At 71.1% G+C, this 19,760-nt stretch carries 17 protein-coding genes and 1 pseudogene; 8 read left to right on the forward strand and 10 right to left on the reverse strand.

The window, feature by feature from the left end:
• Positions 1-84 precede the first annotated feature (84 nt).
• Both G5C51_RS27090 and G5C51_RS27095 read left to right on the forward strand, forming a co-directional pair.
• Positions 85-939 (forward strand): NUDIX hydrolase, encoded by an 855-nt coding sequence (locus G5C51_RS27090; RefSeq protein WP_165240851.1) that lies wholly within the window; start codon positions 85-87, stop codon positions 937-939.
• Positions 936-1,766, forward strand: a complete 831-nt coding sequence (locus tag G5C51_RS27095) for an MBL fold metallo-hydrolase (protein WP_165240852.1) — start codon at positions 936-938, stop codon at positions 1,764-1,766. The genes G5C51_RS27090 and G5C51_RS27095 overlap by 4 nt, the downstream gene beginning before the upstream one ends.
• Here the strand turns inward: G5C51_RS27095 and G5C51_RS27100 are convergent.
• Together G5C51_RS27100 and G5C51_RS27105 are read right to left on the reverse strand one after the other, a co-directional pair.
• Entirely contained in the window at positions 1,763-2,548 is a 786-nt protein-coding gene (locus G5C51_RS27100) for a nucleotidyltransferase domain-containing protein (RefSeq protein ID WP_165240853.1), read from the reverse strand. The two genes, G5C51_RS27095 and G5C51_RS27100, sit on opposite strands and share 4 nt — an antisense overlap.
• On the reverse strand, positions 2,548-3,222 hold the full coding sequence (locus tag G5C51_RS27105; protein ID WP_165240854.1) for a cyclic nucleotide-binding domain-containing protein: 675 nt from the start codon (positions 3,220-3,222) through the stop codon (positions 2,548-2,550). The genes G5C51_RS27100 and G5C51_RS27105 overlap by 1 nt, the downstream gene beginning before the upstream one ends.
• Before the next feature lie 368 nt (positions 3,223-3,590).
• Between G5C51_RS27105 and nth the strand changes: the two genes are divergently transcribed.
• The 3 genes from nth to G5C51_RS27120 are packed head-to-tail and all read left to right on the forward strand — an operon-like array spanning position 3,591 to position 6,307.
• On the forward strand, positions 3,591-4,409 hold the full coding sequence (gene nth, locus G5C51_RS27110) for an endonuclease III (protein WP_165240855.1): 819 nt from the start codon (positions 3,591-3,593) through the stop codon (positions 4,407-4,409).
• Entirely contained in the window at positions 4,406-5,095 is a 690-nt protein-coding gene (locus G5C51_RS27115) for an NUDIX domain-containing protein (protein WP_165240856.1), read from the forward strand. The genes nth and G5C51_RS27115 overlap by 4 nt, the downstream gene beginning before the upstream one ends.
• A 12-nt stretch (positions 5,096-5,107) precedes the next feature.
• Positions 5,108-6,307 (forward strand): MarP family serine protease, encoded by a 1,200-nt coding sequence (locus G5C51_RS27120; RefSeq protein WP_165240857.1) that lies wholly within the window; start codon positions 5,108-5,110, stop codon positions 6,305-6,307.
• Positions 6,308-6,325: 18 nt separating this feature from the next.
• Here the strand turns inward: G5C51_RS27120 and G5C51_RS27125 are convergent, their stop codons facing one another.
• The 6 genes from G5C51_RS27125 to G5C51_RS27150 form a co-directional block, all read right to left on the reverse strand.
• Positions 6,326-6,511 carry a hypothetical protein gene (locus tag G5C51_RS27125; protein WP_165240858.1) on the reverse strand — a complete coding sequence of 62 codons (186 nt, stop codon included), beginning with the start codon at positions 6,509-6,511 and terminating at the stop codon, positions 6,326-6,328.
• Positions 6,512-6,626: 115 nt separating this feature from the next.
• Positions 6,627-7,550 carry an alpha/beta fold hydrolase gene (locus G5C51_RS27130; protein ID WP_165240859.1) on the reverse strand — a complete coding sequence of 308 codons (924 nt, stop codon included), beginning with the start codon at positions 7,548-7,550 and terminating at the stop codon, positions 6,627-6,629.
• Positions 7,547-8,008, reverse strand: a complete 462-nt coding sequence (locus G5C51_RS27135) for a phage holin family protein (protein WP_165240860.1) — start codon at positions 8,006-8,008, stop codon at positions 7,547-7,549. Before G5C51_RS27135 ends, G5C51_RS27130 begins: the two co-directional genes overlap by 4 nt.
• Before the next feature lie 54 nt (positions 8,009-8,062).
• Positions 8,063-9,463: a Na+/H+ antiporter NhaA gene (gene nhaA / locus G5C51_RS27140; protein WP_165240861.1), complete on the reverse strand. Its 1,401-nt coding sequence runs from the start codon at positions 9,461-9,463 to the stop codon at positions 8,063-8,065.
• A gap of 228 nt (positions 9,464-9,691) precedes the next feature.
• Entirely contained in the window at positions 9,692-11,644 is a 1,953-nt protein-coding gene (gene acs / locus G5C51_RS27145; RefSeq protein WP_165240862.1) for an acetate--CoA ligase, read from the reverse strand.
• A 91-nt stretch (positions 11,645-11,735) separates the two neighbouring features.
• On the reverse strand, positions 11,736-13,985 hold the full coding sequence (locus G5C51_RS27150; protein ID WP_206314378.1) for a SulP family inorganic anion transporter: 2,250 nt from the start codon (positions 13,983-13,985) through the stop codon (positions 11,736-11,738).
• 299 nt (positions 13,986-14,284) lie between these two features.
• Here G5C51_RS27150 and G5C51_RS27155 point away from each other — a divergent pair, with 299 nt between their 5' ends.
• A complete protein-coding gene (locus tag G5C51_RS27155) occupies positions 14,285-15,724 on the forward strand; it encodes a polysaccharide deacetylase family protein (RefSeq protein ID WP_420824858.1) in 1,440 nt (479 codons plus the stop codon).
• On the opposite strand, the gene G5C51_RS27160 is transcribed toward G5C51_RS27155, so the two are convergent.
• Positions 15,705-16,712 (reverse strand): ATP-binding protein, encoded by a 1,008-nt coding sequence (locus G5C51_RS27160; protein WP_165240863.1) that lies wholly within the window; start codon positions 16,710-16,712, stop codon positions 15,705-15,707. The genes G5C51_RS27155 and G5C51_RS27160 overlap by 20 nt on opposite strands.
• A gap of 86 nt (positions 16,713-16,798) precedes the next feature.
• Here G5C51_RS27160 and G5C51_RS27165 point away from each other — a divergent pair, with 86 nt between their 5' ends.
• A complete protein-coding gene (locus tag G5C51_RS27165; protein WP_165240864.1) occupies positions 16,799-17,620 on the forward strand; it encodes a Fic family protein in 822 nt (273 codons plus the stop codon).
• Between the two features lie 359 nt (positions 17,621-17,979).
• Here G5C51_RS27165 and G5C51_RS27170 read toward each other — a convergent pair whose 3' ends face one another.
• Positions 17,980-18,816, reverse strand: coding sequence for an HAD family hydrolase (locus G5C51_RS27170; protein WP_165240865.1), 837 nt, complete (start codon positions 18,814-18,816; stop codon positions 17,980-17,982).
• 487 nt (positions 18,817-19,303) lie between these two features.
• On the opposite strand from G5C51_RS27170, the pseudogene G5C51_RS27175 reads away from it, so the two are divergent.
• Positions 19,304-19,760, forward strand: a pseudogene (locus tag G5C51_RS27175) (septum site-determining protein Ssd); the annotation flags it as partial.

A 19,760-nucleotide genomic window follows, 5' to 3' on the forward strand; every position in this document is an offset into this window, starting at 1 on the left:
GTTCGAGTGCGCGGGTTCCTGGGGGCGGAGCCCCCAGGAACCCGCGCACTCGAACATCGCAGCGGAAGCGCATAGCATCCGCCCATGTCTGAGACCGCAAGCAACGGCCAGTGGTACCCGGCCGAATGGCCGGACCGCATTCGTGCCCTCGCGACCGGTGAGTTGACCCCGGCCGAGCCGCGGACGGCGGCGACCGTGCTGCTGCTGCGGGACGGGCTCGATGTCTACATGCTGCGCAGACGCGCCTCCATGGCTTTTGCCGGGGGCGCGTACGCGTATCCGGGCGGGTCCGTCGATCCGCGCGATGAGCGGCCGGTGGGGTGGGCCGGGCCGCCGCCCGAGGAGTGGGCCGCGCGACTGGGGGTCGAGGTGCCCGCGGCGCGGGCCATCGTCTGCGCCGCCGTGCGCGAGACCTTCGAGGAGGCCGGCGTGCTGCTCGCCGGGCCGTCCGCGGACGAGGTCGTCGGCGACGTCTCCGGCGCCGACTGGGAGGCCGACCGGGCCGCGCTCGTCGACCGCGAGCTGTCCTTCGCCGAGTTCCTCGAGCGGCGCGAGCTCGTGCTGCGCTCCGATCTGCTGCGGGCCTGGGCGCGCTGGATCACCCCCGAATTCGAGCCGCGGCGCTACGACACGTGGTTCTTCGTCGCCGCGGAGCCGTCCGGGCAGCGGAGCCGTAACGCGTCCACCGAGGCCGACCGCACGGCCTGGGTGCGCCCTGAGGACGGCGCCGCGGGCTACGACCGCGGCGAGCTGCTCATGATGCCGCCCACGATCGCCGCGCTGCGCGAGCTGGTGGGGCTGCGTACGCCCGGTGAGGCCCTCGCGGCCGCGGCGGCGCGGGAGTTGACGCCGGTGCTGGCCAAGGCCCGGATGGAGGAAGGGGAGATCGTGCTGAGCTGGCCGGGGCACGAGGAGTTCACGAAGAGGCTGCGCCGATGACGTACGCCGACGCCCTGCCCGGGCAGCCGCGCGGCGGCGCCATCGCGGGGCCCGCCAGTGAGCGCGCGGTGTGCGTGCTGGCGCCGAACGCCTCGCCGATGACGCTGGACGGCACGAACACGTGGATCGTCGCCGAGCCGGACTCCGACCTGGCCGTGGTCATCGACCCCGGGCCGCTGGACGACGTGCACCTGCAGGCGGTGGTCGACGCCGCCGAGCGGATGGGCAAGCGGGTCGGGCTGACGCTGCTCACGCACGGGCACCCCGACCACGCGGAGGGCGCGGCGCGCTTCGCCGAGCTGACCCGGACGAAGGTACGGGCGCTGGATCCGGCGCTGCGGCTGGGCGACGAGGGCCTGGCCGCCGGGGACGTCGTCACGACGGGCGGGCTCGAGCTGCGGGTCGTACCGACGCCGGGGCATACGGCGGACTCGCTCAGCTTCCATCTCCCGGCGGACGCGGCGGTGCTGACCGGCGACACGATCCTGGGGCGGGGCACGACGGTCGTCGCGCACCCGGACGGGCGGCTGGGGGACTATCTGGACTCGCTGCGGCGGCTGCGCTCGCTGACGGTCGACGACGGGGTCTCGACGGTGCTGCCCGGGCACGGCCCGGTGCTGAATGACGCGCAGGGCGTCGTCGAGTACTACCTCGCGCACCGCGCCAACCGGCTCGCGCAGGTGGAGACGGCGGTGGAGAACGGCTTTCGCACGGCACCCGAGGTGGTCGCGCACGTCTACGCGGACGTGGACCGGTCGCTGTGGCCGGCGGCGGAGCTGTCCGTACGGGCGCAGCTGGAGTATCTGCAGGAGCACGGGCTGATCTAGTCCGGGCGTGGCGCCTTTGTGCCGTGTTCCTTCTCGTACTCGGCGGCCAGCCACGGGCCGAAGTCGTCGATCAGCTCGGTGAGCAGCGCGCGGTCGGCTACGGGCTCGCGGCCCAGGCGGGCGGCGGCGCGCAGCTGCTCCGCATGCTCCGGGTAATACGCCGCGAACGCCTCCACCGACTCGTCCAGGTCGCTGGTCCAGCCGCCCCAGCGCGGCATGACGAGCGTGAAGCCGGTGCGGACGAGCTTGCGGGACGCCCCGCGGGCGAGCGGCAGCAGGTCGGCGTCGGACGCCAGCCGCTCGCGCCAGCGCGGGAGGGCCGGGGCGAGGTCGCCGTTGGTCTCGCGGGCCAGGAGCGAGTCGGGGCGGTAGCGCGGCAGCTGCTCGGCGAGGTCAGGGCCCTCCAGGGGCGTGCACAGGCAGGCGATGAACCAGCCCATGTCGTGCCGCTCCAGCTCGCTCAGCAGCACCTCGGCGCTCTCCAGCAGGATGCCGACGCCGTTGACCTGCGGGAACGCGGCGTCGATACGGCGCTCCGCGGCCTTAGCCCACGCCCGGTCCTCGTCCGTGGGCGCATGGTCGAGGGCGAGCAGCGCGTCCAGGTCGGACTCCCCGGGCACGGCATTGCCGCGGGGCACGCTGCCGTAGAGATACGCGCTGTGCAGCCCGGTCGCCGGGAGCTGCCGCTGCAGCGCGACAACCGCACCCGCGAAGGACGGCGGAACGCGGTCGAGGCTGCCCTCGCGGGCTATGTATCCGTCGGCGTCCAGCCCCCGGCTCATCAGCGCGAGCGCTTCGCCAGCCGCTCCACGTCGAGCAGGATGACCGCCCGCGCCTCCAGGCGCAGCCAGCCGCGGGACGCGAAGTCGGCGAGCGCCTTGTTCACGGTCTCGCGGGAGGCGCCGACCAGCTGGGCCAGCTCTTCCTGGGTGAGGTCGTGCACCACGTGGATGCCCTCCTCGGCCTGCACGCCGAAGCGGCGGGAGAGGTCGAGCAGCGCGCGGGCGACACGGCCGGGGACGTCCGAGAAGACCAGGTCGGACATCTGGTCGTTGGTACGGCGCAGGCGGCGGGCGACGGCACGCAGCAGGGCCGTGGCGACCTCGGGGCGGGCGTTCAGCCAGGGCTGCAGGTCGCCGTGGCCGAGGCCGAGCAGCTTGACCTCGGTGAGCGCGGAGGCCGTGGCCGTGCGCGGGCCCGGGTCGAACAGCGACAGCTCGCCGATGAGCTCGCCGGGGCCGAGGACGGCGAGCATGTTCTCGCGGCCGTCGGGGGAGGTGCGGTGGAGCTTGACCTTGCCTTCGGTGACGACATACAGCCGGTCCCCGGGGTCGCCCTCGTGGAACAGCGAGTCACCGCGCGCAAGCGTCGTCTCCGTCATCGAAGCGCGCAGCTCGCTCGCCTGCTCGTCATCGAGCGCGGCGAAGAGGGGGGCGCGCCGCAGAACGTCGTCCACGAGTTCTCTCCTTGTCCATGTGCCCAGGCGACCGTCCCGGTCGTGCCGGGTGCCTCCATGATGCAGGACGGTAAAACAGTGTGATCAGTCACAAGTTTGACGCATGCGGGGAGGTGTTCGTACGCCAGGGGGGCCGATCGGGGCGGCCGGCGGATGCGGCTCGGGGCCCAAGAGCCCTTGTGAGAGCCGAGAGTAGGGCGGCCGAACGGGTGTAAGACCCCGGCAGGATTCCGCTGTGGGCGAACAGATCTGCTGGCGGGTACCCCGAATGGGCGAATACGGATCCGGCAGGCCGCCGCTTGGGCCACCGGTGGCGCCCTCGGCAATACAGCTGCTCGCTGTCGGTGGAGGACCGTACGCTTGCGGGCATGGCGACGAGTGGCGGGGCCGGCGAGCGACCGGTGATCAGGAAGGCGAAGGCGGCGCCCACGCGCACCGGCCGGGTGCGGCAGGCGCGGCGGATCTACCGCGAGCTGGAAGAGGTGTATCCGTACGCCCACCCCGAGCTCGACTTCGAGAATCCCTTCCAGCTCCTCGTCGCCACGGTGCTGTCCGCGCAGACCACCGACCTGCGGGTGAATCAGACGACGCCCGCCCTCTTCGCGAAGTACCCCACCCCCGAGGACCTCGCCGCGGCGAACCCGGAGGATGTCGAGGAGCTGATCCGGCCGACCGGCTTCTTCCGCGCCAAGACCAAGTCGATCATGGGCCTGGCCAAGGCCCTGACGGAGAACTTCGGCGGCGAAGTGCCGGGCACCCTCAAGGACATGGTCACGCTGCCGGGCGTCGGCCGTAAGACCGCCAATGTGGTGCTCGGCAATGCCTTCGGCGTCCCGGGCATCACCGTGGACACCCACTTCCAGCGCCTCGTCCGCCGCTGGAAGTGGACCGAGCAGACCGACCCGGACAAGATCGAGCAGGAGGTCGGGTCCCTCTTCCCGAAGAAGGACTGGACGATGCTCTCGCACCTGGTGATCTTCCACGGCCGCCGCATCTGCCATGCCCGCAAGCCCGCCTGCGGCGCCTGCCCGATCGCCCCGCTCTGCCCGTCGTACGGAGAGGGCGAGCTGGATCCCGTAAAGGCGGAGAAGCTCCTGAAGTACGAGAAGGCGGGCCTGCCGGGCCAGCGGCTGAAGCCCCCGAGCGACTTCCCGGGGCCGCCGGCGCCGCCGCTGGAGGGCAGGTGACGAGCGCCCGCGAAGCCGGGCCGGTCGAGGTCACGGAGGACGGCCTGCCCGATTGGCTCCTGCCGGTCGCGGACGCGGCCCGCACGGTCGCGCCGGAGCAGCTGAGCAGCTTTCTGCCGCCCGCCGAGGGTGGCCGCCCGTCCGCCGTGCTGGTCCTCTTCGGCGCCGGCGCGGACGGCCGTCCCGAGCTCCTGCTGATGGAGCGCGCGGGGCAGCTCCGCTCGCATGCCGGGCAGCCCTCCTTCCCCGGCGGCGCCCTGGACCCGGAGGACGGCGACCCGGCGGGCGACGGCCCGCTCCGCGCGGCGCTGCGCGAGGCCGAGGAGGAGACCGGCCTCGACCCGGCGGGCGTGCAGATCTTCGCCACGCTGCCGGCGCTCTACATCCCGGTGAGCGGCTTCGTCGTGACGCCCGTCCTCGGCTGGTGGCGCGAGCCTTCTCCGGTGCGGGCCGTGGATCACGCCGAGACCGCCCGCGTCTTCACGGTCCCGGTGGCCGATCTCACCGACCCGGCGAACCGCGCCGTGGCCGTGCACCCCCGTGGCCACGCGGGCCCCGCGTTCACCGTCGGCGACGCCCTCGTCTGGGGCTTCACCGCCGGCGTCATCGACCGGATCCTGCACTATTCCGGCTGGGAGGAACCATGGGACCGTGCCCGGCAGGTGCCCCTGGACTGGCACGCATGAGACGGTGACTTGGTGAACGTGCTGGACATATTGCTAATCCTGGCGGCCGTGTGGTTCGCCGTCGTGGGGTACCGCCAGGGCTTCGTCGTCGGCATCCTCTCGGTCACGGGTTTTGTCGGCGGCGGCCTCGTCGCGATCTACCTGCTCCCGGTGATCTGGGACAAGGCCACGGACGGCGCCGCGCTGAGCCAGACCTCGGCGATCCTCGCCGTGGTCATCGTGATCATCTGCGCCTCCGTCGGCCAGGCGTTCACCACCCAGCTCGGCAACCGGCTGCGCCGCTACATCACTTGGTCCCCGGCCCGTTCGCTCGACGCCACCGGCGGCGCCGTGGTCAATGTCGCGGCGATGCTCCTGGTCGCCTGGCTGATCGGCTCCGCCCTCGGCGCCACCACCCTGCCCACGCTGGGCAAGGAGGTGCGCGGCTCCAAGGTGCTCAACGGCGTCGCCGAGGTGCTGCCGAAGAACGCCGACACGTGGTTCAACCAGTTCAGCAACACGCTCTCGCAGAACGGCTTCCCGCAGGTCTTCTCCCCCTTCCAGGGCGAGCAGATCACCAACGTGCCCGCGCCCGACCCGAAGCTGGTGAACAGCCCGGTCGTCGCCCGTGCCAAGCAGTCCATCGTCAAGGTCGTCGGCCAGGCCCCGAGCTGCGGCAAGGTCCTGGAGGGCACCGGCTTCGTCTTCGCGCAGAACCGGGTGATGACCAACGCGCACGTCGTCGGCGGCGTCGACGAGCCCACCGTGCAGATCGGCGGCGAGGGCCGGACGTACGACGCCGAGGTCGTGCTCTACGACTGGCGCCGCGACATCGCCGTCCTCGAGGTGCCGGACCTGCGGGCGCCCGCGCTGCGCTTCGCCGACGAGGACGCCCGTACGTCCTCCGACGCGATCGTCGCCGGCTTCCCGGAGAACGGCGGCTTCGACGTCCGCGCCGCCCGCGTCCGCGACCGGATCAGCGCCAACGGCCCGGACATCTACCGCCGCGGCACGGTCAGCCGCGACGTCTACTCCCTCTACACCCTCGTCCGCCAGGGCAACTCCGGCGGCCCGCTGCTGACCCCGCAGGGCGAGGTCTACGGCGTGATCTTCGCCAAGTCCCTCGACGACAACGACACCGGCTACGCCCTCACCGCCGACGAGGTTCGCTCGGACATCGAGCGCGGGCGTACGGCATCGCGGCAAGTGGACAGCCAAGGATGTGCGATGTGAGCGGAGCGGGGCGCGACGTCAGGCGTCGCGCGCCGTGTGGCGCAGCCGCGCGCTGACCCAGCGCGCACGGCGGCGCAGGATGTGCGGAATCCCCAGACGCAGGTCACCCGCCGAATGATCCGAGGCCACCCGCTCGCGCGAACTGCCGAAACGTGTGGTGGCGCGGCGGTTGCCTACGTCGTTGTAGTCATGCGTCCAGCCCATACCCACGAGACTGCCCTGGCCCCACGATCGGTAATCGCCTCCGGGGCGGCCAATTGGAGTATGCGTAGAGCATGTGACCGAGGCTCGAACACAGAGCCCGTCAGAGTGCCGGCGTCTACCGGTCCGGCTCCGGGTCGCGCAGCCAATTGACCAGCTCTGCCGAGAAAGCGGCCGGATCTTCCTCGTGCGGGAAGTGCCCGACGCCGTCGAACAGCCGCCACCGGTACGGCGCTTCGACGAACTCTCCTGACCCGGCCGCGGTGCGGGTACGCATCACCGGATCGAGTGACCCGTGAAGGTGCAGCACGGGTACCCGCACGGGGCGTCTCATGCGCCGGTAGAACTGCACCCCGTCCGGCCGCGCGAGGGACCGGATCAGCCAGCGGTACGGCTCCACCGAGCAGTGCGCCGTGGACGGGATCAGCATCGCCTGCCGGTACGCGTCCACGGTCTTGTCGTCCGGCTGATGGGGCCCGGACCAGTCCCGGATCAGCTCCCCGACCTCGGCCGCGTCGTCGGCGACCAGCTGCCGCTCGGGCAGCCACGGCCGCTGCAGCCCCCACACGAAGGAGCTCGACCCGCCCCTGAGGTCCGCCAGCATCGCCGCCCGCCAGCGCCGCGGATGCGGCATCGATACGGGCACCAGACGGCGCACCAGCTGCGGCCGCATCACCGCCGCTGTCCAGGCCAGATAGCCGCCGAGGCCGTGCCCGACCAGCGCCGCGTCCGGCTCGCCGAGGGAGCGGATGACGCCGGTGACATCGAGCGCCAGATTCCCCGGGTCGTAACCGCGCGGGGTGCGGTCGCTGCCGCCGACGCCGCGCAGGTCCATCGCGACGGCGCGGTAGCCGGCGTCGGCGAGCGCCGTCAGCTGTTCCCGCCAGGTCCACCAGAACTGCGGGAAGCCGTGCAGCATCAGCACCAGCGGGCCCTCACCGAGCTCCGCGATGTGGAACCGGGCGCCGTTCGCGGCGACGTCCCGGTGCGTCCAGGGGCCCTCGAGGCGTACGGCCTGGGTGTCGGCTGCGGGGAGCGTCATGAAGTCGAGCGTGCCACACCATCGGTGGGCTTACGTCCGCTCTGAGTCGTACGTCCCCCCGGACGCACCCCGGAGAAGACCTCCATGGTCTGGCGGGCCGAAGCGATGGTCTTTTCCGGCTTGTTGATGCGCTTGACGCGGGCGTAGCCGAAGGCGCCGATGGCGGCGGCGAGGACGAAGTGCGCGCCGAAGACGATCAGGAACGACCAGCCCAGCGCGAGACCGAGGGCGTGCAGCCCGTACGCGGCGGCGAAGCTGAGCACCGGGATGCCGAAGAGCGCGAGCGCGCCGGCCACGATGAAGGAGCCGCCGCCGATGCCGGCCTTCTTGACGTCACGGCGCATCTCCGCCTTGGCGAGCGCGATCTCGTCGTGCACCAGGGCGTGCAGGTCCGCGGTCGCGGTCGCGACCAGCTGGCCGAGTGTGCGCTCCGTGTGCTGGTCCACGCCTGCGCTCATCGCGTCGCTCCCTCTCCCGTGGCAAATCCTGTTCCATGTGACCGACCGGTCACATCATGCCGTGCCGCTGCCGGACTTGTTGCCGCGGGTGTGCGTTTCCACCCACCTGCGGTGCTCTTCGGCCTTCGCCTCGTAGATGGCGATCATGCGCTCGTGGTACTCGATCTTGTCCTGCTCGTACATGTCCGGGATCCCGTCGCCGTCCTCGTCCCGGTTCTCCTCGGTGTAGATCCGCTGGTGGACCTTGTCGCGCCACTTCAGCAGCACGCAGGCGACCAGGGCGGCGATGAGGGAGCCGATCAGGACGGCGGCCTTGGTCTCCTCGGTCAGTACGGCGTCGCCGTCGAAGGCGAGCTCGCTGATGAGCAGCGAGACGGTGAAGCCGATGCCGGCCAGCGAGGCGACGGCGAGGACGTCCGGCCAGTCCAGGTCCTTGTTGAGCTCGGCCTTGGTGAAGCGGGCGGCGAGCCAGGCGCCGCCGGCGATGCCGGCGATCTTGCCGATGAAGAGGCCCAGGACGACGCCGAGCGGCTCGGGGCGGGTGAAGACATCGGCGATGGCGCCGCCGGAGACGCCGACGCCGGCGGCGAAGAACGCGAAGGCGGGCACCGCGAAACCGGCGGACAGCGGCCGCACCTGGTGCTCGATGTGCTCGCCCGGGGACTCCTTCTCGCCGGGGCGGGTGGTCACCCGCAGCATCAGGCCCATGGCGACACCGGCGACGGTGGCGTGCACGCCGGACTCGTGCATCAGCGCCCAGATGACGATGGCGAGGGGGACGTAGATGTACCAGCCCCGTACGCCCCTGTGGTGCAGGAACCAGAAGACGACCAGGCCCAGCACGGAGAGCGCGAGGGCGCCGAAGTTGATCGAGGAGGTGTAGAAGACCGCGATGATCAGGATCGCGAAGAGGTCGTCGACCACCGCGAGGGTGAGCAGGAAGGCGCGCAGCGCGGACGGCAGCGAGCTGCCGATGACGGCGAGGACGGCGAGCGCGAAGGCGATGTCGGTGGCGGTGGGGATCGCCCAGCCCTTGAGGTTGCCGCCGCCGGAGGCGTTGACGATGACGTAGACGATCGCCGGCAGGGCCATGCCGCAGACCGCGGCGACGACGGGGAGGGCGGCGGCCTTGGGGTCGCGCAGCTCGCCGGTGACCAGCTCGCGCTTGAGCTCGACGCCGGCGACGAAGAAGAAGATGGCCAGCAGGCCGTCCTTGGCCCAGGTGGCCAGGGAGAGGTCGAGGTGCAGCGCTCCCGGGCCGAGCTTGAAGTCGCGGGCGCTCTCGTACCAGCTCTGGGCTCCGGTATTGGCGAGGACCAGGGCGACCACGGCGGCGAGGAGCAGCAGCACACCGCCGACCGTCTCGGTGCGGAGCGCGTCGGATATGAACCGGCGCTCCTTGAGCGGCTGCGGCCCGAGGAACTCGGGGTGGTGAGGGTCGTTCGGCGGGGTCACAGGCAGGCCTCCAGGGCACGGTCGGCTAAGGGACAGCACGCATACGTGCGTGTATTGCCGACCAGACTTCCCGGCGCGCCTATGGGGTTTTGACTCCGTCTTTACGAATCCCGTACACCCTACACGGCAGACCGGTTGATCTTGCTGGCTCCCACATTACGGACAGAAGGGGCGCCCCCGCAGCGCGGGAGCGCCCCTTCAGGTGGTTCCGGACCGGACCGGACCGGCTCAGTCCTCGGAGGCGCTCGGCAGCTTGGCCTGGATCAGGTCCATGACCGTCGAGTCGGCGAGCGTCGTGACGTCACCCACCTGCCGGTTCTCCGCCACATCGCGCAGCAGCCGGCGCATGATCTTGCCGGAGCGGGTCTTCGGGAGCTCCGCCACCGGCAGGATCCGCTTCGGCTTGGCGATCGGCCCGAGGGCCTTGGCCACGTGGCTGCGGAGCTCCTCGACGAGCCCGTCCACCTCCTCGGCGCCGCCGCGCAGGATCACGAAGGCGCAGATCGCCTGGGTGGTCTGCGGGTCGGTGGCGCCGACGACCGCGGCCTCGGCCACCTTCGGGTGCGAGACCAGGGCGGACTCCACCTCGGTGGTCGAGATGTTGTGCCCCGACACCAGCATCACGTCGTCGACCCGGCCCAGCAGCCAGATGTCGCCGTCGTCGTCCTTCTTGGCCCCGTCACCGGCGAAGTACTTGTCCTGGAAGCGCGACCAGTACGTGTCCTGGTACCGCTGGTCGTCGCCCCAGATGGTGCGCAGCATCGACGGCCACGGCTCGGTGAGCACCAGGTAACCGCCGCCGCCGTCCGGCACCTCGTTCGCCTCGTCGTCCACCACCGTGGCCGAGATGCCCGGCAGCGGGACCTGCGCCGAGCCCGGCTTGGTCTCCGTGACCCCCGGCAGCGGGCTGATCATGATGCCGCCGGTCTCGGTCTGCCACCACGTGTCGACGATCGGCGTCTTGTCCGCCCCGATGTGCTTCCGGTACCACATCCAGGCCTCGGGGTTGATCGGCTCACCCACCGACCCGAGCAGCCGCAGCGAGGACAGGTCGAACTTCGCCGGGATGTCGTCGCCCCACTTCATGCAGGCGCGGATCGCGGTCGGCGCGGTATAGAAGATCGTCACGCCGTACTTCTGCACCACCTCCCACCAGCGGCCCTGGTGCGGGGTGTCGGGCGTGCCCTCGTAGAGCACCTGGGTGGCGCCGTTGGAGAGCGGCCCGTAGACGATGTACGAGTGGCCGGTCACCCAGCCGACGTCGGCCGTGCACCAGAAGACGTCCGTCTCCGGCTTGAGGTCGAAGACGGCGTGGTGGGTGTACGACACCTGGGTGAGATAGCCGCCCGAGGTGTGCAGGATGCCCTTCGGCTTACCGGTCGTGCCCGACGTGTAGAGGATGAAGAGCGGGTGCTCCGCCGCCATCGGCTGCGCCTCATGCGTCTCCGGCTGGCGGTCGACGACCTCGTGCCACCACACGTCGCGGCCCTCGGTCCAGGCCACGTCCTGGCCCGTACGCCGCACGACCAGCACATGGCGCACGCTGTCCACCCGCGCCACCGCGTCGTCCACCGCGGGCTTCAGCGCGCTCGGCTTGCCCCGCCGGTATCCGCCGTCGGAGGTGATCACCACGCGCGCGTCCGCGTCCTCGATACGGGTCGCCAGCGCGTCGGCGGAGAAGCCGCCGAAGACCACGGAATGCGGCGCGCCCAGCCGGGCGCAGGCCAGCATGGCGACCACGGTCTCCGGGATCATCGGCATGTAGATGGCGACCCGGTCGCCCTTCTCGACCCCCAGCTCGGTCAGCGCGTTGGCCGCCTTGGAGACCTCGCGCTGCAGCTCGGCATACGTGATCGTGCGGCTGTCGCCCGGCTCGCCCTCGAAGTGGATGGCGGTGCGGTCGCCGAGGCCGGCCTCGACATGCCGGTCGACGCAGTTGTACGCGACGTTCAGCTCGCCGTCCTTGAACCACTTCGCGAACGGCGGGTTGGACCAGTCCAGCGTCTCGGTGGGCTCCTTGGCCCAGCTGAGCCTCCGGGCCTGTGCCGCCCAGAAGCCCAGCCTGTCCGCCTTGGCCTGCTCGTACGCCGCCGCGGTCACGTTCGCGTTCGCGGCGAGCTCGGCGGGCGGCGCGAACCGGCGCTCCTCCTTGAGCAGGTTGGCCAGGCTCTCGTTGCTCACGACATCTCCCAATCCAAGAGTGTCCGATGTGTCCCGCGGCCTAGCTCATCAGCCAGCGGGACCCCTGGCAAGGGCCTGTGGAAAAAATGGTTTAGACCTGTGCGTGCGCACCGGGCCCCACGGCGGTGAAGTCGCCGCCGTGACCGCTCAGCACGTACGCCTGGGCCTCCCCCACATGGAAGTACATCCCGTGCAGGCTCAAGGCACCCTCGGCCACCCGGCGCGCCACGCACTCGTGCGCCATCAGGTGGTTCAGCTGCTGCGCCACATTGGCGAGGCTCAGCAGCTCGGCGTCGTCCGCGTGCGTGCGTCCGGCGATCTTCGGCCCGGTCCGCCGGACGAGCTCCAGGCTCGGAGCACCGTGCCGCAGCCACCGTTGCAGCGGGGTTGCGGCGGAGCCGGTCAGCGCGGCCGGCTCGGAGTCCAGCAGCGCCTGCATCGCCCCGCAGCCCGAGTGCCCGCAGACGGTGATCGACTCCACCCGCAGCACCTCCACCGCGTACTCGATCGCCGCCGCCACCGAGTGGTCCGTGCTCTCCCCGCCCGGGATGGGCACGAGATTGCCGACATTGCGGACGGTGAACAGATCCCCGGGCCCGCTGGAGGTGATCATGCTGGTGACCAGCCGCGAGTCCGCGCAGGTCAGGAAGAGCTGGGTGGGCCGCTGCCCCTCCCGGGCGAGCCGGGCCAGCTCGTCCCGTACCAAAGGGGCGGTGGTGCGCTGGAAATTGCTGACCCCGCTGAGCAGTTGCTGCGCCGCGACCGGAGTGACCGCCTCCGGCTCGATCCCGTTGACGCACGCGTGGTTGCGCCACGGCGTCCACGGCCGGCAGTGATGCGCGATGTCCGGCTCCGCGATCCGCCGGCCCACCGACGAGGTCAGCCGCGCGCTGCCGCCGTACTTGTCGTGCGCCGCCCGCCACTCCTTGAGCGTCTCGTACGCCGCGTGGTCCATGAACGAGCCGTCCAGCTCCACCACGGCGTCGGTCCCCTGCGGCACCTGCGCCAGCACCCGGCTCAGCCGCGGCACCGCGAGGAAGGTGAGCTGCCCGCGCACCTTCACCCGGTGGGTGCCGTCCGGCTCCTCCACCACGGTCACCCGGGTACGGGCCAGCCGGTGCAGCGCGACGGCGATCGCCACCGCGATCCCGAGCCCGACGCCCTCCAGCACCCCGAAGAGCACGACCCCGGCCAGCGTCACCACGTACACCAGGCCCTCGCGGTGCCGCAGCACCGACCGGATGTGCGCGATCTTCACCAGCTGCACGCCGATCACCATCACCAGCGCCGCCAGCGCGGCCAGCGGGATCAGCTCCAGCACCCCGCCGAGCAGCGCGGCGGCGAGCAGCATCCAGAAGCCGTGCAGCACCGCGGAGTTGCGGGAGACGGCGCCCGCGGCGACGTTCGCGCCGCTGCGCACCGCGACGCCGGTGACCGGCAGCCCGCCGAGCAGGCCCGAGACCAGGTTCGACGAGCCCTGGCCGCGCAGCTCCTTGTCGAGATTCGCGCGCGGCAGCCGGTGCCCGTCCGGCCGGGCTGCGGACAGCTTGTCCACCGCGACCGCGGACAGCAGCGACTCGACGCTCGCCACCAGCGTGATGGTGAGGACGGCGGTGAGCAGCCCGAGCACCGGGCCGTGCGGCACCTCCGGCAGCGCGTGGCTGCGCCAGGAGGGGATGTCCACCTTGGCCAGCGGCAGCGCCAGCGCCCAGGCGACGACGGAGGCGAGCACGATCGCCACCAGCGCGGCCGGCGCCTTCTTCAGCACCGCCGCCCGCCCCCGCAGCCGTGGCCAGAGCAGCAGCACCAGCACGACGATGCCGCTGACCGACAGCGCCGCCGTGTGCAGGTTGGCGAGCTGGCTGGGCAGCGCCAGGACGTTGTCGACGGCGGACGACTGCGGGCTGCCGCCGAGCACGATGTGCAGCTGGGCGACGGCGATGGTGACGCCGATGCCGGCCAGCATGCCGTGCACGATCGAGGGGCTGACGGCAAGCGCGTTGCGGGCCACCTTCAGCGAGGCGAGGCCGATCTGGGCGAGGCCTGCGGCGGCGGTGATGGCGCAGGTCGTACGCCATCCGTAGACGTGAATGATGTCGGCGACGACCACGGTCAGGCCCGCGGCCGGGCCGCTGACCTGCAGCGGCGAACCGCCCAATAAGCCGCCGACGATGCCGCCGACGGCGGCCGCGACGAGACCCGCCTGGAGCGGGGCGCCGGTGGCGAGGGCGATGCCCAGCGACAGCGGCAGGGCGATGAGAAAGACGGTCACCGACGCGGAGAGGTCGGCGGCGGCGATACGACGGGGGACAAAGGCGGCGAAACGGCGTCCTGCAGACAAGGTGGCGTCTCCTCAGATCGACCCTGGGCGGGGTGAGGCGGCGTCGTGCATCACTGTGGGTGACGGTCCGATGACCCTCAAGACACGGTAAATGAATCGTAATGCTTGGCAAAGTTTTGGGAATGCGGGCTCCGCTGCCCGGCGCAACTCAGACCTCCAACGAGTGAATGCGTAGGGCTTATCTGAATTTCCGGTTATCCCTCTTTCGTGTGCGAACCCGGACTCCTCGCGCTCCATTGGGCCATTTGAGTCGAACGCAATGCGCGCCGTCGAAGACGACGCCGGAAAGAGGGTGGACCTTGATGAACACATGGCGGGCGGCAGTCGGTATGTGCGTGGTGGCGGCATTCGGGGCCGCCGCGGCCGGCTGCTCGGCGGGCACCGCCCCGGACGTGAAGCACCCGGACGGCGACGGCAAGGCGGGCGTCGCCGGCAAGAACCGGCCGATGAAGCTCATCGGCGACGGCTCCACGGCGTACACGGGCGTGCAGCCGCACCAGCCCAAGATCACCAAGCTGAAGCCGGGTGAGCGGCCGCCGCAGTTCGTCGTCTACTCCTGGGACGGCGCCGGCGAGGACGGCAACGGGCTCTTCTCCCACTTCAGGAAGCTGGGCAAGGAGTACAACGCGTCGATGACGTACTTCCTCAGCGGCCTGTACGTGCTGCCCGAGGGCAAGCGCGACAAGTACTCCCCGCCGGGGCATCCGCGCGGCGCCTCCGACATCGAGTTCATGAACGACCAGCACGTCAAGGACACCCTCGACCAGGTGCGCGGCGCCTGGCTCGACGGCAACGAGATCGGCACCCACTACAACGGCCACTTCTGCGGCCCGACCGGCGTCGGCAGCTGGACCAAGAAGGAGTGGCTCAGCGAGACCGCGCAGGCCAAGCAGTTCGTCAAGGAGTGGAAGACGAACACCGGCGACAAGAAGTCAGGCCCGCTGCCCTTCGACTACGACCAGGAACTCATCGGCGGCCGCACCCCGTGCCTGGAGGGGCAGAAGAACGCCATGAAGGCGGCCAAGGAGCTCGGCTTCCGCTACGACTCCTCCGGCGTCAACAGCCAGGTCTGGCCGCGCAAACGGCACGGCATCTGGGACCTGTCGCTGCAGAACCTGCCGTTCCCAGGGCGTGGCTTCGAAGTCCTCAGCATGGACTACAACTACATGGCCAACCAGTCCGGCACCTCCAACTCCCCCGCGGAGCAGCACAAGCTCTACGAGGACCAGATGCGGGAAAGCCTGCTGGCCGGCTTCCGGCGCGCGTACGACGGCAACCGGGCGCCGCTCATCATCGGCAACCACTTCGAGCAGTGGAACGGTGGCGCCTACATGCGCGCCGTCGAGGACTCCATCAAGGAGATCTGCCCGCAGAAGGAGGTCCGCTGCGTGTCCTTCCGCCAGCTCGTGGACTGGCTGGACGCCCAGGACCCGAAGACCCTGAAGAAGATGCGCAAGCTCGACGTCGGCGAGAAGCCGGCGGGGGGCTGGAACACGTATCTCACCTCGCCGCTCAAGGAGTCCAAGTCCTCCAAGGCCGACGCCAAGCCGGGCCGGTCGGCGGACAAGGCCGCGCGCCGGCACGGGCACGCCGACGAGGAGGTCGGCAAGAACGGCGACGCCCGGGACGCCGAACTCCGCCGGGCCGACGTCCAGGCGAAGGCGCCGGTGGCCACGACCGCCGCGGCGCACTCCTCCGCCTGGACGCACGACCAGGCACTCAGGCAGGCTGCGCGCTGACCTCCCGCAGGTCGCCGAGCAGCTCCTCGCTCAGTACGAAGCCGGGGTCGATCTGGGAGACCAGGTCGGCCCCGGTCTTCGCGTTGCCCCAGCTCTCCGCGTTCCGCCGGTGGAAGTGCACCATCTGGCGCGTATAGCGCTCCCAGTCGCGGCGCTCGTACGAGTCGTCGACGACCTGCCGCAGGATGTCGAGCGCCGCCCGATTCCCCGGCTCCAGCGACGCGAAGGGCGGCGGCGCGCCCTTCTCCAGGGCGCGCACCCAGTCGGAGTGGCCGACGGTGGTCAGCAGGTCGTCGCCGACCGCGGCGCGCAGGAAGTCGAGGTCGTCGGGCCCCTGCACCTTGTTGCCGATCACGTGCAGCCTGATGTCGTAGTCGCGGGCGTAGTTCTTGTACTGCCGGTAGACCGCGATGCCCTTGCGGGTGGGCTCGGCGACCAGGAACGTCACGTCGAAGCGGGTGAACATCCCGGAGGCGAAGGAGTCGCTGCCCGCCGTCATGTCCACCACCGCGTACTCGTCGCGGCCGTCCACCAGGTGGTTCAGGAGCAGCTCCACCGCGCCGGTTTTGGAGTGATAGCACGCGACGCCCAGATCCGCCTCCGTGAACGGGCCCGTCGCCATCAGCCGGGCCGACGTGTCAGACCCCAGGTCTACGCTCCGGGCGCAGGCCTCGTAGACCGGATTGTCCTCCGCGATCCGCACCAGCCGGGAGCCGGCGCCGGGTGGCGTCGTCTTGATCATCTCGTCGGCGGACGGGATCCGCGGGTTCGTGCCCCGCAGATAGTCCTTGATCAGCGGCAGCCTGGCGCCCATGGCGGGCAGCCCGGCGGCCACGTCCTCGTCCAGGCCGAGGGCGGCGCCGAGGTGCTGGTTGATGTCGGCGTCGATGGCCAGGACGGGTCGTCCGGTGGCGGCGAGATGGCGGATGAACAGGGAGGACAGCGTGGTCTTCCCGCTGCCGCCCTTCCCTACGAAAGCGATCTTCATGTTCACCAAGGGTAGTCGAGCGGTCGCGGTGCGTGCCCCACCCTGTGGATAACTTCAACGCTTTCGGGTTGCGTAGGCTCGTACGCATGAGTAACAGCACCGGCACCGACCCCCTGGCCGCTCTCGCGGAGCTCGACGGCGTCCCCGACGCGGTCGCCGCCGTGCGCAAAGCGGTGGACCGGGTCTACGGGCACCGCGTCATGCGGCGGCGCAGCGAGGCGGTGTCGTCCGAGGCCGCGCTGCGCGGCGCCCGCGGTTCCGCGGCGCTGGCCGGGGCGGACTGGGCGCTGGAGGAGCTGCGGCGGCGCAGCGACTTCGGCGGCGCGGGCGAGCCCCGCACCGTGGGCGCCGCGCTGCGGGTGAACGCGGAGGCGGGGCAGCTGCTCAGCGTCTGGCGGCAGTCGCCGCTGCGGGTGCTGGCCCGGCTGCACGTGGTCGCGGCCGGCGAGAACGACGAGAAGACCGGGCGGCCGCGGCTGGCCGGCGAGCCGGTCGACGAGCCCCTGATCGCGCTGCCGCTGCCGGCCGCGGAGGAGATGGCGGGGCGGCTGGACGCACTGGCCGATCTGATCCTCGCGGAGAGCGGGGCGCCGGCGCTGGTCACGGCCGCCGTGGTGCACGGCGAGCTGCTGGCGCTGCGCCCGTTCGGCTCGTACAACGGCCTGGTGGCGCGGGCGGCGGAGCGGATCGTGCTGGTCGGCAGCGGGCTCGACCCGAAGGGGGTGTGCCCAGGCGAAGCCGGTCACGGCGAGCTCGGCGCGCAGGCCTACGGGGAGGCGCTGGCGGGGTATGCGAGCGGGACGCCCGAGGGGGTCGCCGCGTGGATCGCGCACTGCGGGCGGGCCGTGGAGCTGGGGGCGCGGGAGTCGATGGCGGTGTGCGAGGCGCTGCAGCGCGGGGCCGCGTAACTCCCGGGCCTGGAAAGGGTTGCGGCGGTACCCGGAGGCACCGCCGCTGTCATGTCCATCGAGGTACCAGGCGTGCTATCTATTACGCCCATCAGGTGGGAACTTCGTCCTGACCTGGTGTGGCAGGTCCCTAATCGAGGGATCAGCGTCGCGTGGGTTCCCGATTTTCATGTATCGGTCCGTGGGCCGTCTGACGGGAGATCCTTGCGGATGCCCTCCGGTCTCGCGGGCCGTAATCCCTTTGTACTCCTGTCCGGGGAGATGCGGAAGCCCAGCGCTCAGATCTTTACTTTCACGTGCAAATACGTACGAAACGGACGTGGTGCCGCGGGTGTCGTGAGCGGTGCTGTCTGTGCAGCTCAGGACATACGCACCCGCTTCCGCTGGGCGTACCAGACCACCCCGGCGGCGGTGGCCGCGGCCACCCCCGCGGCGGCCGCCACGAGCACCGGGCGCGGCGGCATCGTGAGCGCGAACTGCGGCACCCGCTGCTTGAGCCGGACCGGGCGGGAGAAGGAGAGCACCGGCCAGTCGCGGGCGGCGGCCTCGCGGCGCAGGCCCTTGTCCGGGTTGACGGCGTGCGGGTGGCCGACCGACTCGAGCATGGGGACGTCGGTGACCGAGTCGCTGTAGGCGTACGACCTGGCCAGGTCGTAGCCCTCCGTCTTGGCGAGTTCGCGCACCGCTTCGGCCTTGGCGGGGCCGTAGGCGTAGTACTCGATGTCGCCCGTATAGCGGCCGTCTTCGATCACCATGCGGGTGGCGATGCAGCGGTCGGCGCCCAGCAACTCGGCGATGGGCTCGACGACTTCCGCGCCCGAGGTGGAGACGATGACGACGTCGCGGCCCGCGAGGTGGTGCTCCTCGATGAGGGAGGCGGCCTCGTCGTAGATGATCGGGTCGATGAGCTCGTGCAGGGTCTCGGCGACGAGCTCCTTCACCTGGGCGACGTCCCAGCCGCGGCAGAGCGCGGACAGATACTCGCGCATGCGCTCGGTCTGTTCGTGGTCGGCGCCGCCGATGAGGTAGACGAACTGGGAGTAGGCGGTGCGTAGTACGGCCCGCCGGTTGATCAGCCCGCCGCGGTAGAACGACTTGCTGAAGGTCAGCGTGGACGACTTCGCAATGACCGTCTTGTCCAGGTCGAAGAAGGCGGCTGTGCGAGGCAACGAGTGGTTTTCCACGAGTGCGAGCATAGGCCGCCCACCAATTGGCGTACGCTGTGGCGCGTGGGTTTGCCTGAGAAGGCTCTCGGGTACACCATGGAAGTCACGGATCGTTCGCGACCGTGCTAACCCGGTCCGGCTCCTCCCCCCCCGAGTCGGCCGTGGGGACGACCCCCGCTCTCCCCCCCGGCGGGGGTCGTCGCATGTCCGGATGCATTTTCCACCCGGACCCCACGTGCGCCGTATCGCCCCTTGCGCGGGCTTCTCGCGACCGTCGGCGCCTTCCTCGATGAGTCAGACGTGTCACCGTCCGTAATCGTTGCGTTGATCGCCGGAACTCACTCGTGTGGGTGGCGGGATTTTCCACAGCTGACAAGTTGTCCACAGATTTGGGCCTTGATCCGCAAGATTTTCGGCTTCCCGGGAGCGTAAATCCCGCTGCGACGGCCACGGCACTCACGGTCGAGTGCGGGGCGTCGCCGGCACAGGAGTGGCGTGCGGACGGGGAGGGATCACTGTGTCCGGATCGAGTACGGGGCCGAGTACGGGATCGAGTACGGGATCGAGTACGGCCGCCGGGCCCGCGGGAGATGGCGGGAGCGCGGCCGCGGCGGGGAGCGGCGGCCGGCTGCCGCTGATCGTCACCGAGGACGAGGGGCTGCTGGACGACCTGCTGCGGCTGTGCGCCGCGGCCGGCACCCGCGCGGAGGTCGCGCACCGGGCGGTGCCGGGCGACTGGACGGCGGCGCCGCTGGTGCTGGTCGGCGACGACTGCGCGGGGCGGCTGCTGGGGGCGCCGCGGCGCGGCGGAGTGCTGCTCGTCGGCGGAGATCTGGACGACGCGGCGGTGTGGCAGCGGGCGCTGGGGATCGGGGCGGAGCATGTGCTGTTCCTGCCCGACGCGGAGTCGTGGCTGGTCGACCGGATCGCGGATGCGGTGGAGGGGGCGGGGGCGCAGGCGCTGACGGTGGGGG

Source organism: Streptomyces coryli (assembly GCF_011044975.1).
Taxonomy (GTDB): Bacteria; Actinomycetota; Actinomycetes; order Streptomycetales; family Streptomycetaceae; genus Streptomyces; species Streptomyces coryli.

Excerpts from the sequence above, each read along its gene's own strand:
- G5C51_RS27090 (WP_165240851.1), top strand. The coding sequence starts at position 85 with ATGTCTGAGACCGCAAGCAACGGCCAGTGGTACCCGGCCGAATGGCCG.
- G5C51_RS27095 (WP_165240852.1), top strand. The coding sequence starts at position 936 with ATGACGTACGCCGACGCCCTGCCCGGGCAGCCGCGCGGCGGCGCCATC.
- G5C51_RS27100 (WP_165240853.1), bottom strand. The coding sequence starts at position 2,548 with ATGAGCCGGGGGCTGGACGCCGACGGATACATAGCCCGCGAGGGCAGC.
- nth (WP_165240855.1), top strand. The coding sequence starts at position 3,591 with ATGGCGACGAGTGGCGGGGCCGGCGAGCGACCGGTGATCAGGAAGGCG.
- G5C51_RS27125 (WP_165240858.1), bottom strand. The coding sequence starts at position 6,511 with ATGGGCTGGACGCATGACTACAACGACGTAGGCAACCGCCGCGCCACC.
- G5C51_RS27130 (WP_165240859.1), bottom strand. The coding sequence starts at position 7,550 with ATGACGCTCCCCGCAGCCGACACCCAGGCCGTACGCCTCGAGGGCCCC.
- G5C51_RS27135 (WP_165240860.1), bottom strand. The coding sequence starts at position 8,008 with ATGAGCGCAGGCGTGGACCAGCACACGGAGCGCACACTCGGCCAGCTG.
- G5C51_RS27160 (WP_165240863.1), bottom strand. The coding sequence starts at position 16,712 with ATGAAGATCGCTTTCGTAGGGAAGGGCGGCAGCGGGAAGACCACGCTG.
- G5C51_RS27165 (WP_165240864.1), top strand. The coding sequence starts at position 16,799 with ATGAGTAACAGCACCGGCACCGACCCCCTGGCCGCTCTCGCGGAGCTC.
- G5C51_RS27170 (WP_165240865.1), bottom strand. The coding sequence starts at position 18,816 with ATGCTCGCACTCGTGGAAAACCACTCGTTGCCTCGCACAGCCGCCTTC.